This is a genomic window from Streptomyces sp. NPDC050610 (assembly GCF_040654875.1).
In the GTDB taxonomy this organism is placed as follows: Bacteria; Actinomycetota; Actinomycetes; order Streptomycetales; family Streptomycetaceae; genus Streptomyces.
Genome location: NZ_JBFAIV010000016.1, coordinates 73712 through 88498 on the forward strand (window position 1 = coordinate 73712; position 14787 = coordinate 88498).

A 14787-nucleotide genomic window follows, 5' to 3' on the forward strand; every position below is an offset into this window, starting at 1 on the left:
TCGTATGCCGCACGACCAGCACAGGAACGACCCCGGCGACGGGGCGGCCGATACCTCACGGGGATCGGGAGCCGGCCGGGCGCGCACGGTCGTACTGGCCTCCCCCCGGTCCTTCTGCGCCGGGGTGGAGCGCGCGATCGAGGTCGTCGAGGCCCTGCTGGACCAGCGCGACGGCGCCGGACAGCCGGTGTACGTCCGTAAGCAGATCGTCCACAACACCCATGTGGTGCGGGGCTTGGAGCGGCGCGGGGCGGTCTTCGTCGACGAGCTCGACGCGGTGCCCGACGGAGCGCTGGTGGTGTTCTCCGCGCACGGCGTCTCCCCCGCCGTACGCGACGAAGCCCGCCGCAGGGGGCTGCGCGTGGTGGACGCGACGTGTCCGCTGGTGACCAAGGTGCACTCCGAGGCGCGCCGGTTCGCGGCCCGGAGCGAACCCGTGGTGCTGATCGGCCATGCCGGGCACGAGGAGGTCGAGGGCACGCTGGGCGAAGCCCCGCAGGCGTCGGTGCTGGTCGAGAGCGTCCAGGACGTGGCCGAGCTGGATCTGCCGGAGGACGCCGAGGTCGCCTATCTGACCCAGACCACCCTGGCCGCGGACGAGACCCGCGAGGTCATCGCCGCGCTCAAGAGCCGGTTTCCGCGTGCCCACGGCCCCGGCGCGGACGACATCTGCTACGCGACCACCAACCGGCAGCTCGCGGTGGAGGCGGTCGCGGCGGAGGCGGACGTGCTCTTCGTGGTGGGGTCGGCGAACTCCTCCAACTCCGTGCGCCTGGCGGAGGTCTGCCGACGGCTCGGCACGCCCGCCCATCTCGTCGAGGACGCCCTCGCGATCCGCCCCGAGTGGGTGGCGGACGCGGACACCATCGGGCTGACCGCCGGGGCCTCCACCCCGCCCCCGCTGATCGAGGGCGTCATCACGTTCCTGCGCACGCTGGGCCCGGTGACCGTCGAGGAGCGCAGCACCACCATCGAAGACGTCCACTTCGCCCCGCCTGCCGCCGTGAGGACCTGATGACCGCACTCGCCCCCGCCCACACCGCCTATCCGCTGCTGTCCGGGATCACCTGTCCCAAGGACCTCCGCGGCCTCGCCGACGGGAAACTGGAGGACCTGGCCGAGGAAATCCGCGCCTTCCTCATCGAGAAGGTCACAGCCTCCGGCGGCCATCTGGGCCCCAATCTGGGGACCGTGGAGCTGACCCTGGCGCTGCACCGGGTCTTCGACTCCCCGCACGACACGCTGCTCTTCGATACGGGCCACCAGGCCTACGTGCACAAGCTGCTCACCGGCCGCGCCGAGGACTTCGACCGGCTGCGCCGGGCCGGGGGCCTGTCCGGCTACCCCAGCCACGCCGAGTCCGAGCACGACGTCATCGAGAACTCCCACGCCTCCACGGCCCTGGCCTATGCCGACGGCCTGGCCAAGGCCCGTCGGCTCGCGGGCGAGAGCGACCGGGCGGTGGTGGCGGTCGTCGGCGACGGGGCGATGACCGGCGGTATGGCCTGGGAGGCCATGAACAACATCGGCGGCACCCCCGGCCGCCCGGTGATCGTCGTCCTCAACGACAACGAACGCTCCTACGCCCCCACCATCGGTGGCCTCGCCGACCACTTGCAGCGGCTGCGGGCGGAGACGCAGGACGACTCCGGGTGGCTGAGCCACCGCCGGCCGTCCGCCGGCGAACGCACCGGCGGCTCCGATGACGGGAGCGCCGGCGCCACCGGGCCGCTGCCGGTGGCGATCAGCCTCTTCGAGCAGCTCGGCTTCGCCTATCTCGGCCCCGTCGACGGCCATCACCTGCGCTCGGTCGAGGAAGCCCTCCAGATCGCCCGCGACATGCGCGTGCCGGTCGTGGTCCACACCGTCACGGTCAAGGGCAAGGGCTACGAGCCGGCCGAGAGCGAGCCGGCGGACCGCATGCACGCCGTCGGCGTCCTCGACCCGGCCACCGGCGAGCCCCGGTCCAGCGGCTCCTCGCCCACCTGGACGAACATCTTCTCCGACGAGCTGTGCGCGCTCGGCGCCCGGCACGAGGAGCTGGTGGCGATCACCGCCGCGATGCCCGGCCCCACCGGTCTGGCCCGCTTCGGCCGGTGCTACCCGGACCGGTTCTTCGACGTCGGCATAGCCGAGCAGCACGCCGTCACCTCCGCGGCGGGGCTCGCCGCGGGCGGGCTGCATCCCGTCATCGCCGTCTACGCCACCTTCCTCGGCCGCGCCTTCGACCAGGTGCTGATGGACGTCGCCCTGCACCGGCTGCCGGTCACCTTCGTGCTGGACCGGGCCGGCATCACCGGTCCCGACGGGCCGAGCCACCACGGCATGTGGGACCTGACGCTCCTCGGCGCCGTCCCCGGCATCCGCGTCGCCGCGCCCCGCGACGCCGCGCAGCTGCGGCTGCTCCTGGCCGAAGCCGTCACGTGCGCCACCGGCCCCACCGCGCTGCGGTTCCCCAAGGCCTCGGTCGGCCGTGACATCCCCGCTGTCGAACGGCGCGGGCCCCTCGACGTCCTGTACCGGAGCGGCTACCCCGACGTGCTGCTCGTCACCGCCGGGCCGCTCGCCGAGGCCGCCCTCGAAGCCGCCGACCGCCTCACCGGTCACGGCGTGGGGGTCACCGTCGTCGACCCGCGCTGGGTCCTGCCCGTACCGCCCGAACTGACCGGCCTGGCCGCCCGGCACCGCCTGGTCGTCACGGTCGAGGACAACACCCGGCACGGCGGCGTCGGCACCGCCGTCGCCCGCGCGCTGGCCGACGCCGGCGTGACCGTGCCGATCCGCGCGCTGGGGCTGCCCGGCCGCTTCATCGAGCACGGCACCCGGGGCGAGCTGCTCGCCGCCGCCCGCCTCGACGCCGAGGGCATCGCCCGCTCCGTGCTCCGCGCCCGCGCCGGACACCCCGCCCGAGCGGCGGAACTCGCATCCGCCGAGCACGTACGGAAGGTCTGACGATGACCGCCATCGACCTGGGCCTGCCCGCCCTGCCCCCGAAGACTCCGGTGCGCCGCCCCACCCGACGAATCCAGGTCGGCGATGTCCCCGTCGGCGGCGGCGCACCGGTCTCCGTGCAGACCATGACCACGACCAACACCGCCGACATCGACACCACCCTCCAGCAGATCGCCGAAGTCACCGCGGCCGGCTGCGACATCGTCCGGGTCGCCGTCCCCTCCCAGGACGACGCCGACGTGCTCCCGGCCCTCGTCGCCAAGTCCAAGATCCCCGTCATCGCCGACATCCACTTCCAGCCCCGCTACGTCTTCCAGGCCATCGACGCCGGCTGCGCCGCGGTCCGCGTCAACCCCGGCAACATCAAGAGGTTCGACGACAAGGTCAAGGAGATCGCCGCCGCGGCGTCGGCGGCGGGGACCCCGATCCGCATCGGCGTCAACGCCGGCTCCCTCGACCGGCGGCTGCTGGCCAAGTACGGCTCCGCCACCCCCGAGGCGCTCGCCGAGTCCGCTCTGCACGAGTGCTCGCTCTTCGAGGAGCACGGCTTCACCGACCTCAAGATCGCCGTCAAGCACCACGATCCGCTCACGATGATCGCCGCCTACCGGGCGCTGTCCGAACGCTGCGACTACCCCCTCCACCTCGGCGTGACCGAGGCGGGCCCCGCCTTCCAGGGCGCCATCAAGTCCGCCGTCGCCTTCGGCGTCCTGCTGGCCGACGGCATCGGGGACACCGTCCGCGTCTCCCTCTCCGCCTCGCCCGTCGAGCAGGTCAAGGCGGGGAACCACATCCTGCAGTCCCTGGGCCTGCGCCCCCGCCAGCTCGAAATCGTCTCCTGCCCCGGCTGCGGCCGCCTCCAGGTCGACATCCACAAACTCGCTTCCCAGGTCGAGGCCGCCTTCGACGGTTTCCCCCACCCCCTGCGCATCGCCGTCATGGGCTGCGTCGTCAACGGCCCCGGCGAATCCCGCGAGGCCGACCTCGGCGTCTCCTGCGGCAACGGCAAAGGGCAGATCTTCCTCAAGGGAGAGGTCATCAAGACGGTCCCCGAGTCGAAGATCGTCGAAGCTCTGCTCGACGAAGCGACCCGAATCGCCGGGGAGGGTGAGCTGCGATGAACGCCTCACCGCTCCCTGGTCACCAGCGACCGGCCGCCGCCCGCCCTCGGCACATCGCGGCTACGAACCCGCGAACGGCGCCCGCCTGTCCGCCGCGTCCGGCACGGGCCGGGCGGTCGCCGTCAGCCGCTCCCCGTTGACCGACGGGCTCGCCGGAAGCCCGTCCGCGGGGAGCAGCCGGGCCGCCGCCGCAGCATCCTGCGGCGGCGGCCCGGCCGAAAGCGTGCCCGTCACTCCACGCCGACCGTGAACGTGGAGGTGGTGTTGCGGATGTTCTCCGCGTTGTCCCGCAGCGTCAGCCGCCGGAACGTCGCCTTGCCCACCGCCGGGCCCTGTCCCGGCTCGGGCAGTTCGTTGGCCCAGATCCCGAAGCCGGACTTCGCGTCGTACTCGTCGCCGCTCTTCTTCGCCCCGGAGACGGTCACGTCCGTGAACTCCGTGTCCTCGACGGGGTTCTGGGGCCGCTGTCCGACGTAGTTCGTCTGGAACATGATCCCGTGGTAGGTCGGATCGGTGATCGTCGCGCCGTTCACCCGGATCGCGCGGAACGGCTTCGACGCCGAGAAGAGCCAGATGCCGGGGAAGGTCTGGCCGTTCCAGAAGTGGCCGCCCGTGCGCTCCAGGGCGAGGTTCTCGAACGTGGTCCGGCCGGGCCCGAAGCCGTTCATCGGGAACCCGAAGTCCAGCGAGGAGATGGTCACCCCCGCGTAGACCAGGGTGTCGGTGACCCGGATGTTCCGGAAGGTGTTGAGCTGGCCGCCGTAGACGGCCAGGCCGGCGGCGCGCCAGGTGAGCTTGGAGGTGAGGTTCTCGTAGACGTTGTTCGTCTGTTCGCCGCCGCCCGAGTCCAGCGCGGAGAACAGGGCGAAGGAGTCGTCGCCGGTGGACCGGGCCTCGTTGTCGGTCACCAGGTTGTCGGTGGAGCCGTTGGTCATGTTCAGGCCGTCGGCGTAGGTGTCGCGGATGCGGTTGCGCTTGAGCGTCATCCGGTCGGTGTCGGCGCCCCAGTAGAGGCAGATCATGTGCTCGGCCCAGATGTCGTCGATGGTGATGCCGGCGACGTGCTGGAAGTCGAAGACCTTGCCGGGGCCGTCGATGCGCGAGGTGTAGTCGCCGAAGTACGCGAAGCCGGAGAACGTCGAGCCGTTGGCGCCGTTGTCCGCGCGGAAGCCGACGTCGGTGTTCTGCTGCCCGGCGGGGGCGTGGAAGCGGGTGAACCACGGTCCGGCGCCGATCACCTTCACCGGCTTCAGGTAGACCTGGAACTTGCTGGAGGTTTCGTAGTCGCCCGGCGGCAGATAGACGCCTTGAAGTTTCCCGGTGGTGTCCATCCGGGCCTTGTCCAGCGCGTTCTGCACGTCCTGGTGGCCGAATCCGGCCGGTTGCACGAACGCCGCCGGGTCCGGGTTCGGCGCCGCGGAGACCCTCTCGAAGTCGACGAAGTCGATCGCGTACGAGGAGGAGTTCCCGGCGTCCTTCTGGAGCCGGACCTTGCTGCCCGCCGGGACGGTGCGGCCGAGGTCGAGGTGGGCCTCGTCGTAGACGTGCCGGGCCGGGCCCGCGCCGGGGTCGTTCACGGGGAACGCCTCGGACCCGTACAGCCAGGCGTACTTGGACGTGAGGTCGAGCGCTTTCGCCTTCGCCCCGTCCACGTAGACGTTCAGCGTCGCGCTCGTTCCGCCGCCGCCCGGTGCGTCCGGGATGGAGAAGCGGGTGACGAGGGTGTTGGTCTCCACCGGGGTGGTGAACTCCACGTACTGGCCGGTCTCCTTCAGCGTCACGGCCTTGCGGCCCGACGCCTCGCCCGCCAGGTCGCCGATCTTCCGGTTGGGACCGATGACCTGGGCGCCGCCGCCGGTGGCGCCGGACTCCGCCTCGACGGTGCGGTACGGCATGGCGGCGCCGGTCGCGGCCGGCTTGGGGCGCGCCGGGCCCGGCGTGGGCTTGCCGCTCGGCGGGGTGAACGCGGCGCGCGTGGAGCCCTTGCCCGCGGCGGCGGTGCGGGCGGCCGTACTGCTGTCCGGGGACTCGTTGCCCGAGGCGTCCCTGGCCCGCACGGTGTACGCGGTCCGGTGCGCCGTGCCGCCGGGCGCCGTGGTGTCCTGCCACCTCGCAGCCGTCGCGGGCAGCCCGGCGCGCAGCCGCCCGTCGGCGTAGACGTCGTACCCGGCCGCTCCGGGTACGCGCTCCCAGCTCAGTGTCGCGCCGTCCAGCCGGACGCCGCTCGGCGCCTTCGGGGGCGTGGTGTCGCCCGATACCGCTCCGTACGCGGCGAGTTCGCCGACCCGCTGCGCTCCGGCCACGCGGAGGTAGCGCATGGGGGCGCCGCCGAGGGGCAGCGTGACCTTGCCCTGGCGGGCGCGGGCGTCGGAGAGGTCGACGAAGTCCCGGCCGTTGGCGGAGCCTTGGAGCTGGATGCGCTGGGCCGCGCCGGGCAGTCGGAGTTCGACCCGGTCCAGGCGGCGGGTCGCCCCGAGGTCGGCCCGTACCCAGTGGGACGTACTGCCCTTCGCGTACGAGCCGGGGTCGCCGTCGTGCGCGCGGGCGGCGTTCGCGTCGCCGCTGAGGCTTGCCGGGAGGGGGGATTCGCCGGTCGTCTTGCTGTCCGGCGCGGTTCCGGCGGCGGCCGGCGGCCCGCCGGCCAGCAGCAGTCCGGTGCCGAGCAGGGCGGCCAGTACGGGTCGCCCTGCTCTGGTGCGGTGCGCGGTGCGCCCCGTCGTGCCGTGTGTAGTGCCCATGACATTCCCTTCTGTGGGAGGGCGGGCGGCGGCCGTGCCCGGGGTGGTCAGCCCCGCAGCCAGGCCGCCGTGTCCTGCGGCAGCGCGCCCCCTGGCGTCAAGGGGCCGCTGGCCAGCAGAAGTTCGGAGTGCGGCGGAAGCTCCGCGTCCACCGTGCCGAGGTTGACCGCGCACAGCACGCTGCCGCCGTCCGGCAGGGCCCGCGCGAAGGACAGCGTGTGCGGTACGTCCGTACGCAGCCAGCGCAGCGGGCCCGCGTCCTGGAAGGCGCGGCGCAGCCGCAGGGCGGTGCGGTAAAGGGCGAGCATCGAGTCCGGGTCGGCGGCCTGCCGTTCAGCCGCGTACCGCTCCCAGCCCGGCGGGCGCGGCAGCCAGCCCGGACCGTCGCCGTCGGCGTGCCAGGGCAGCGGCACCCGGCAGCCGTCGCGGCCCGGGTCCACGCCGCCGGAGCGGGCGTGCATCGGGTCCTGCACCAGCTCGGGCGGGATCTCCGCCTCCGGCAGGCCCAGTTCCTCGCCCTGGTAGAGGTAGACGGAGCCGGGCAGGGCCAGGGTCAGCAGCGCCGCGGCGCGTGCTCTGCGGGCGCCCAGGGCGAGGTCGGCGGGGACCCCGAAGCGCTTGCGCTCGAAGGCGAAACCGGTGTCCTCGGCCCGCCCGTAGCGGGTGACCGTACGGGTCACGTCGTGGTTGGCCAGCACCCAGGTCGCGGGGGCGCCGACGGGGGCGTGCGCGGCCAGGGTCAGGTCGATGGACGCGCGCAGCTCGGCGGCGTCCCAGGGGCGGGCCAGGAAGTCGAAGTTGAAGGCGGTGTGCAGCTCGTCGGGGCGCAGGTAGCGGGCGAAGCGCTCGGGGTCCGGCAGCCAGATCTCGCCGATCAGCACGGCCCCGTACTCCTCCGCCAGCCGCCGCCAGGAGCGGTAGACGGCGTGCAGCTCCGGCCGGTCGTGGAAGGGGTGCCCGTCCTCGGCGTCGCCGCCGGGCATGTCGGGCAGCCCGTCGGCCTTGGCGAGGAGCGCCGCGGAGTCGATCCGTACGCCCGCCGCGCCGCGCTCGAACCAGAAGCGCAGCACGTCCTCGTGCTCCTCGCGCACCTTCGGGTGGCTCCAGTTGAGGTCCGGCTGCTCGGGGCTGAAGAGGTGCAGGTACCACTGGCCGTTGTCGGTGCGCGACCAGGGCACGCCGCCGAACTCGCCCACCCAGTCGTTCGGCGGCTCGCAGGAGGGCGGCCGGAAGTGGAACAGCTCCTGCTCCGGCGATCCGGGGCCGGCGGCGAGCGCGGCCTCGAACCACGGGTGCCGGTCCGAGACGTGGTTGGGCACGATGTCCACGATGGTGCGCAGGCCCAGGTCGCGCGCCTCGGCCAGGAGCTTCTCCGCTTCGGCGAGGGTGCCGAAGGCCGGATCGACGGTGCGGTAGTCGGCGACGTCGTAGCCGCCGTCGGCGAGCGGCGAGAGGTACCAGGGGGTGAACCACAGCGCGTCCACGCCGAGCTCCGCCAGGTACGGCAGCCGGGCGCGGACCCCGGCCAGATCGCCGGTGCCGTCGCCGTTCCCGTCGGCGAAGGAGCGTACGTACACCTGGTAGATGGCGGCGGTGCGCCACCAGTCCGTGCGGGGCAAAGGAGGGGTCCTTTCGTACGGGGCCGGGCGCGTTCGTACGGGGTGTGCCGGGGCGCGGTCGGGCGGTCGGGCAGGCGGCGTCAGCCCTTGAGGCCGCCCGCGCCGAGGCCGGCGACGATCTGCCGCTGGAAGACCAGGAACAGCGCGACCAGCGGCAGCGAGGCCAGTACCAGGCCCGCGACCAGGCTGTTGAGCGGGGTGTCCTGGGCGATGCGCTGGAGGAAGACGCTCAGCGGTTGCTTCGCGGGGTCGGGCAGGACGAGCAGCGGCCAGAGGAAGTCCTTCCACGCGGCGACGACGGAGAGGATCGACACCACGGCGAGGATCGGCCGGGACAGCGGCAGCACGATCCGCCGCATGGTGCCGATCGGGCCGCAGCCGTCGATGCGCGCGGCGTCCAGCAGTTCGTCGGGGACGCGGTCGAAGAAGTTCTTGAGGATGTAGATGTTGAAGGCGTTGGCGGCGGCGGGCAGCCAGACCGCGCTCGGGCTGTTGATGAGGTTCCGGTTGACCAGCGGGACGTCGACGACCGTGAGGTAGGCGGGCACCAGCAGCGCGGTGGCGGGCATCATCAGGGTGACCAGCATCAGTCCCAGCACCACGTTCCCGAACCGGGGCCGCAGCTTGGAGAGCGCGTACGCGGCGGGGACCTGCACGGCGAGCTGGATCAGCCAGGCGCCGCCCGCCAGCAGCACGGTGTTGAGGAAGTAACGGGTGAGGTCCATCTCGCGCCAGGCCCGTGCGTAGTTCTCGGGGTGCCAGTGCTCGGGGACGTAGGTGGGCGGGGTCCGGGCCAGTTCCGCCGAGGACTTCATCGCGCCCGTGGCGGCCCAGTACAGCGGGACGAGGAAGGCGACGGTGAACAGCGCCAGTGCCACGGCCAGCACCGACCAGTAGACGAGCTTCCCCTTGCGGGTGCGCAGGACGCCGGGGCGGACGAGCGTACGCGTCGAGGCGGCCATCAGTCCTCCTTGGCGCCGCGGGTGGCGCGCAGGTAGAGGGCGGAGAACCCGGCGAGGACGAGGAGCAGCAGCAGGCTCAGCGCGCTCGCGGCGCCGAAGTCGTTGTAGACGAAGGCGTAGCGGTAGACGAGGAACATCACGGTGACCGTGGAGTCGTCGGGCCCGCCGCCGGTCATCACGTAGGGCTCGGTGAACACCTGCATCGTCGCGACGATCTGGAGCAGCAGGAGGACCAGCAGGACGAACCGGGTCTGCGGGATCGTGACGTGGCGCAGCCGCTGCCAGAGGTTCGCGCCGTCGAGCTCCGCCGCCTCGTACAGCTCGCCGGGGACGGTCTGGAGGGCGGCCAGGTAGATCAGGGTGGCGGTGCCCATGTTGGCCCAGGTGGAGACGATCACCAGGGAGACCAGTGCGGTGGAGGAGGAGTCCAGCCAGCCGGAGGCCGGCAGGTGGAGGGTGCGCAGGATCTCGTTGAGCAGCCCCGGGCCCGGGTCGTAGAACCACTTCCACATCAGCGCCACGACGACCGGCGGCAGCATCACCGGGAGGTAGACGAGAACGCGGAAGTACGCGCGGGCGTGCCGGAACTCGTTGAGCAGCACCGCGGTGATGAACGGCACGAGGAAGCCCAGGACCAGCGCGTAGGCGGTGAACAGCGCGGTGTTGCGCCACGCCGTGGCCAGCAGGGGGTCGCGGAACAGCTTCTCGAAGTTGGCCGGGCCGGCCCAGGTGCTGCCGGTCGCGAAGTTGACGTGCTGGAAGCTCAGCAGCACGTTGCGGATGATCGGCCACCAGGAGAACAGCGCGAAGACGACCACGGCGGCGCACAGGAACCCGTACGCGGTCAGGTGCTCGCGCACCGTACGGCGGCGACGTGCGGCGCGGCGCTCCCGCTCGGCGGCGGCCGGCGGGGCCGGGGGCGCCGTCGTCCTCAGCGCGGGCGCGGCGGCCATCAGAGCGCGCTGTAGATCTGGTCGACCTTGTTCTCGGCGGCGGTGAGAAGCGCGTCGATGTCGGCGTCCTTGTCGGTGAGGACGGCCTGCATCGCGTTGTCGAGCGCGGCGTAGACCTGCTGTGCCTCCGGGGGCTCGATCAGGCCGGGGACGCGGGGCGCCGCGTCCATGAAGGACTGGTAGTTGCCGACGGGGACGTTGGCGTACGTGCGCTTGGCCTTCTCGACCCGGTCGCGGACGGAGCCCTTCCAGATGTCGGGGGTGGGCGGCATGGGCAGCCCGACGGGGAGCTTGGCCTCCAGGTTGTCCTTGATGTTCCGCTCGACGAGGTCCGGGTCGAGGAACTTCCACTGGAGCCACTTGACCGCGGCCTTGATCTTCTTCGGCGAGGACTTGGGGTTGACCATGTACCCCTCGCCGCCGATCAGCGTCGCCTTGGCGTCGGGCACGGGTGCGAGGCCGTAATCCCGGTACGCGCCGCCGAACTGCTTGGCGATGACGGTGATGTTGTCGGCGGCGGACACGTACATCCCGAGCTTGCCGCTGCCCATCATCCGCTGGACGTCCTCGGCCTGGAGCAGCTGCTTGCTGCCCATGGAACCGTCCTTCCAGCGCATGTCGTGCAGGTCCTGGAGGGTGGCCTTGCCCGCCGCCGAGTTGAACGCGGCCTTCCACTTTCCGTCGTGTTCGGTGGCCATCCGGCCGCCGCGCGAGTACAGCTCGGCGGTGAAGTGCCAGCCGCCCTGGTTGTTCTTGGAGAAGTCGGCGTAGCCGGCGGTGTTGTCGCCGAGCCGCGCGATCCGCCGCGCCGCGGCGCGGACCTCCGCCCAGGTCCGCGGCGGCTTGTCCGGGTCGAGCCCGGCCTTCTCGAACAGCGCGCGGTTGTAGAGCAGGCCCATCGAGTAGTTGGCGGTCGGGAGGCCGTACTGGCGGGCCCTGTCGTCCTGGAACACCTTCATCAGCCCGTCCTGGACGTCGCCGCGGTGCGGCATGTCCTTGATGTAGTCGGTGATGTCGGCCGCCTGCTTCTTCGCGATCAGGCCGCGGGTGTCGGTGAAGTAGACGTAGAAGACATCCTCCAACTTGCCGCCCGCCAGCTTGGCGTTGAAGGTCTTCGGGTCCATGAAGCCCTCGTGGGGAACGATGTCGATGTCCGGGTTGGCCTGCTCGAACTGCCGCACATGCTTGTCGAAGAGCTCGCGCTCGAACGCCTGCGTCGTGGGCGGCCGGCCGTTGACGGCGAGCTTCACCTTGCCGCCCGGCGCACTGTCCCCGCCGTCGCCGCCGTCGCTGCTGGTGCCGCAGGCGGTGAGCCCGGCGAGCGCGGTCAGGGAGAGGACGGCGGCGGAGGCGAGGGCGAGGGAACGGCTTCTCGTGGACGGCGACGTGGAGGACATCGGTGGACCCCTCTGGGCGTGAGCGATGCGGTGAGCGGTGGCGCACACTCAAGCACCGGGGTCAAGAGAGGGCAAGATGTCACGCGGAACTTGCAAAATACTGACAGCGGGTCACTCGGTTCGACGGACGGGCCCTCAGCCCGACGGGGCCGGGCCGGTCGAGCCCCGTACGACGAGCTCGGGCTCGAACATGATCTCGTCGCGGACCACTTCCCGGCCGTCGATCTGCGCCGTCAGCAGCTGGACCGCGGTGCGGCCCATCGCGTCGATCGGCTGCCGGACGGTCGACAGCGGCGGCTCCGTCACGGTCATCAGCGGCGAGTCGTCGTACCCCACCACCGACACGTCCCGCGGCACCCGCAGCCCGCGCCGGCGCGCGGCTCGCACCGCGCCCAGCGCGATGATGTCGCTGGCGCAGACGATGCCGGTCACCCCCGCGTCCAGCAGCCGGGAAGCCGCCGCGTGGCCGCCCTCCATCGAGTACATCCCGCGCACCACGCGCTCTTCCGGCAGTTCGGCGCCCGCGGCCCGCGCCACGGCCCGCCCGGCGGCCAGCTTGCGCCGCGAGGGCACGTGGTCGGACGGGCCGAGCGCCAGACCGATCCGCTCGTGCCCGAGCGAGGTGAGGTGGCGCCACGCCTGCTCCACCGCGACCGCGTCGTCGGTGGAGACGCAGGGGAAGTCCAGCCCCGGAATGGGCGCGTTGACCAGCACCACCGGCAGGTTCCTGGCGTGCAGCAGCCGGTAGTGGTCGTGCGCCGCGTCCGCCTGGGCGTACAGCCCGCCCGCGAACACCACGCCGGAGACCTGCTGTTGGAGCAGCAGGTCCACATAGTCCGTCTCCTGGATGCCGCCCGGCGTCTGGGTGCAGAGCACGGGAGTGAGCCCGCGCTGGGCGAGCGCGCCGCCGACGACCTCGGCGAAGGCGGGGAAGATCGGGTTCGACAGCTCGGGCAGCACCAGCCCGATGAGCTTGCCGCGCTCGCCGCGCAGCTGGGTCGGCCGCTCGTAGCCGAGCACGTCCAGCGCCGTGAGCACCGCCTGCCGAGTGGCCTGCGAGACTCCGGGCTTGCCGTTCAGCACCCGGCTGACGGTGGCCTCGGAAACGCCCACCTTCTTCGCCACCAGCGCAAGTCGTCGCGTCATACACGCAACATTAGCGCAAGCCTTGCACGCTGCTTGCGCTGCTTGCGTTCCTCGTGATTCCTGGCGCTTCCTCGCGCTTACGGGAGGCCTGCGTCGCGGGCCTTGCCGCTCGGGAACGGCTTGACGGCGGGCCCGATGGCGGGTGCGGTGAGTGCGCCGCCGCCGTGCACCGGGCCCGCGTCGTTCCGATACGGCCACCACATCCGGACGGCCGTCGCATTCGGACGGCCGCTGCATCAATGCGGTGTCGCGTCAGCGCGGGCCGTTCCAGCAGTACGGGCCGCTACGCCAGAACGGCCGGCAAGGGCCGGTCTCAGCGGACGAATTTCCAACTGACCTTCTCGACCATGTCGGTGCCCGCCGGCACCAGCTTGCGGAAAGCCGCCTGGCCGAGGTCGATATGGGTCGAGGCGCAGGAGGGGCACTTGTCCCTGACCGGCACCGTAATCGTCTTGCCCTTGTACGTGACCTGCACCTTTATCCCGGAACAGAGCGGGTCCTTGTTCGGGTTGGGCGAGGTCCACCACGCGGCGGAGACCGCGACCAAGTCCTGCGCGGTGGGGTCGATATACGTGCCGCAGGCGCCGTAGCCCTTGTCGTTGTAGTAGGTCATCTTGCCGGTCATGGCCTTGCCGATGGGGACATCGGCGTGGGCCGTTCCGGTGCCGAGGGCTATGCCGGTGACGGCGATCACGCCGCAGACCGTGGATCTCCAGCGTATGGATGCGCGCATGGCTTCTCCTCATCCGAGTTCATCCGGGTGGTGCCGGGGCCGTGCTCGGGCGAGCGCCGTCGACTGGACGGCGGTACGTCCGGGGGTGCGCAACGGCGGGAGGCCACCGGCTCGTTGCCGTCGCCGACGCGCGTACGACACCCGGGCGCGCGGTTCTCGGGGGCGGCAGTCCTCGGAGCTCTCCCGAGCACATGAGTGTCATGGACTCCGGCCGCCCCACAACCCCCGATGGGCACAGCTGTCCTGAACTAGCGGATATATTCGGGGAGTTTGGCCCGGAACGGCCGGACGAGCCGTCCGCTCACCGGACCGTTACCGGTGTCCCCCGCACCGGCGTCGTACTCGGCCCCGCCGTGTCGCCCCCGGCACGTACACGGTCGCTCCCCGGACATACATGGGAGGTCCGCCCCCGCGCCTCCCGCCCCGGTGCCCCTACACCTCAGTCGCCGTCCGCCTCGTCCGTCGCCCCGTCCGGCGCCTCGTCCGCCGCCTCGGACAGCAGGGGGAACAGCCGGGAGATGAGTGCCACGGGCCGAGCGCCTTCGGGCCGGGCCAACGGGCGCTGCTCCCGGTCCTGGTAGGGGGCGAGCGCCCGCCGGAGTACGGCCGCCACCCGGCTCATCTCGTCGGGCGTCAGGTAGGCGACGGCGCTGAAGGCTTCGTCCTGGCGCCACTCGGCCGGCGCCTGGTCGCGCTGGGCGAGCCATCGGCGCCAGCTCTCGTCCTCCAGCCCGCGGGCCAAGTCGCTGAAATCCTCCGCGGGCTCATCGGCGGCGTGGTCGCGCTGCCGCAGGCGCCAGGGCCGGGCCCGTCCCCCGCTGTGCGGGGCCTCTTCGACGTGGCCGTGGCGGGCGAGTTGCCGCAGGTGGAAGGAGCAGAGGCCGGAGCTGTAGCCGAGCCGGGCGGCGGCTTCGGTCGCGGTGACGGTCCCGACCTCCGCCAGCAGGGCCAGCAGGGCGGTACGGACCTCGTGCTCGCGCAGTCCGTCGTGGTCGCGGGTCCGGCCGGGCCGGGAGTCGCCGAGGTCATCTTCAGTCACTTTGCAAAGTCTGCTACTTTGCAAAGCACTTGGCAAGTCCGCGCTCAGCTCAGGCACGTCAGGCCGCAGTGACGCGTACGCGATGCCTGTGGCGTACGCACCGCCTGCCGTGGCGTGCGAAAAAATG

The 14787-nt window shown here is 72.0% G+C and carries 12 protein-coding genes; 3 read left to right on the forward strand and 9 right to left on the reverse strand.

Annotated elements, in window-relative coordinates; all coding sequences use genetic code 11:
* Positions 1–4 precede the first annotated feature (4 nt).
* From ispH to ispG, 3 genes are read left to right on the forward strand one after another with little or no spacing between them, the layout of a single operon-like run.
* Positions 5–1015: a 4-hydroxy-3-methylbut-2-enyl diphosphate reductase gene (ispH, locus tag AB0I22_RS20780; protein ID WP_363132300.1), complete on the forward strand. Its 1011-nt coding sequence runs from the start codon at positions 5–7 to the stop codon at positions 1013–1015.
* Positions 1015–2952: a 1-deoxy-D-xylulose-5-phosphate synthase gene (dxs, locus tag AB0I22_RS20785; RefSeq protein ID WP_363132301.1), complete on the forward strand. Its 1938-nt coding sequence runs from the start codon at positions 1015–1017 to the stop codon at positions 2950–2952. Before ispH ends, dxs begins: the two co-directional genes overlap by 1 nt.
* A gap of 2 nt (positions 2953–2954) precedes the next feature.
* Entirely contained in the window at positions 2955–4073 is a 1119-nt protein-coding gene (ispG, locus tag AB0I22_RS20790) for a flavodoxin-dependent (E)-4-hydroxy-3-methylbut-2-enyl-diphosphate synthase (RefSeq protein WP_363132302.1), read from the forward strand.
* Positions 4074–4133: 60 nt separating this feature from the next.
* Here the strand turns inward: ispG and AB0I22_RS20795 are convergent, their stop codons facing one another.
* The 9 genes from AB0I22_RS20795 to AB0I22_RS20835 all read right to left on the reverse strand — a co-directional run bounded on the left by AB0I22_RS20795 (position 4134) and on the right by AB0I22_RS20835 (position 14660).
* Complete coding sequence (locus AB0I22_RS20795) at positions 4134–4307, reverse strand: hypothetical protein (RefSeq protein WP_363132303.1); 174 nt, start codon at positions 4305–4307, stop codon at positions 4134–4136.
* On the reverse strand, positions 4304–6811 hold the full coding sequence (locus AB0I22_RS20800; protein ID WP_363132304.1) for a glycosyl hydrolase: 2508 nt from the start codon (positions 6809–6811) through the stop codon (positions 4304–4306). The genes AB0I22_RS20795 and AB0I22_RS20800 overlap by 4 nt, the downstream gene beginning before the upstream one ends.
* Before the next feature lie 47 nt (positions 6812–6858).
* The gene (locus AB0I22_RS20805; protein ID WP_363132305.1) at positions 6859–8430 is read right to left on the reverse strand and encodes a glycoside hydrolase family 13 protein; all 1572 of its coding nucleotides are present in this window, start codon (positions 8428–8430) and stop codon (positions 6859–6861) included.
* 80 nt (positions 8431–8510) lie between these two features.
* Positions 8511–9392: a carbohydrate ABC transporter permease gene (locus AB0I22_RS20810; protein WP_363132306.1), complete on the reverse strand. Its 882-nt coding sequence runs from the start codon at positions 9390–9392 to the stop codon at positions 8511–8513.
* On the reverse strand, positions 9392–10345 hold the full coding sequence (locus tag AB0I22_RS20815) for a sugar ABC transporter permease (RefSeq protein WP_363132307.1): 954 nt from the start codon (positions 10343–10345) through the stop codon (positions 9392–9394). Before AB0I22_RS20815 ends, AB0I22_RS20810 begins: the two co-directional genes overlap by 1 nt.
* Positions 10345–11742: an extracellular solute-binding protein gene (locus AB0I22_RS20820; protein ID WP_363132308.1), complete on the reverse strand. Its 1398-nt coding sequence runs from the start codon at positions 11740–11742 to the stop codon at positions 10345–10347. Before AB0I22_RS20820 ends, AB0I22_RS20815 begins: the two co-directional genes overlap by 1 nt.
* A gap of 135 nt (positions 11743–11877) precedes the next feature.
* Positions 11878–12888 carry a LacI family DNA-binding transcriptional regulator gene (locus AB0I22_RS20825; protein ID WP_363132309.1) on the reverse strand — a complete coding sequence of 337 codons (1011 nt, stop codon included), beginning with the start codon at positions 12886–12888 and terminating at the stop codon, positions 11878–11880.
* A gap of 313 nt (positions 12889–13201) precedes the next feature.
* Positions 13202–13621: a cysteine/serine endopeptidase inhibitor gene (locus tag AB0I22_RS20830; protein ID WP_363132310.1), complete on the reverse strand. Its 420-nt coding sequence runs from the start codon at positions 13619–13621 to the stop codon at positions 13202–13204.
* 439 nt (positions 13622–14060) lie between these two features.
* The gene (locus AB0I22_RS20835; RefSeq protein WP_363132311.1) at positions 14061–14660 is read right to left on the reverse strand and encodes an ArsR family transcriptional regulator; all 600 of its coding nucleotides are present in this window, start codon (positions 14658–14660) and stop codon (positions 14061–14063) included.
* Positions 14661–14787 lie beyond the last annotated feature (127 nt).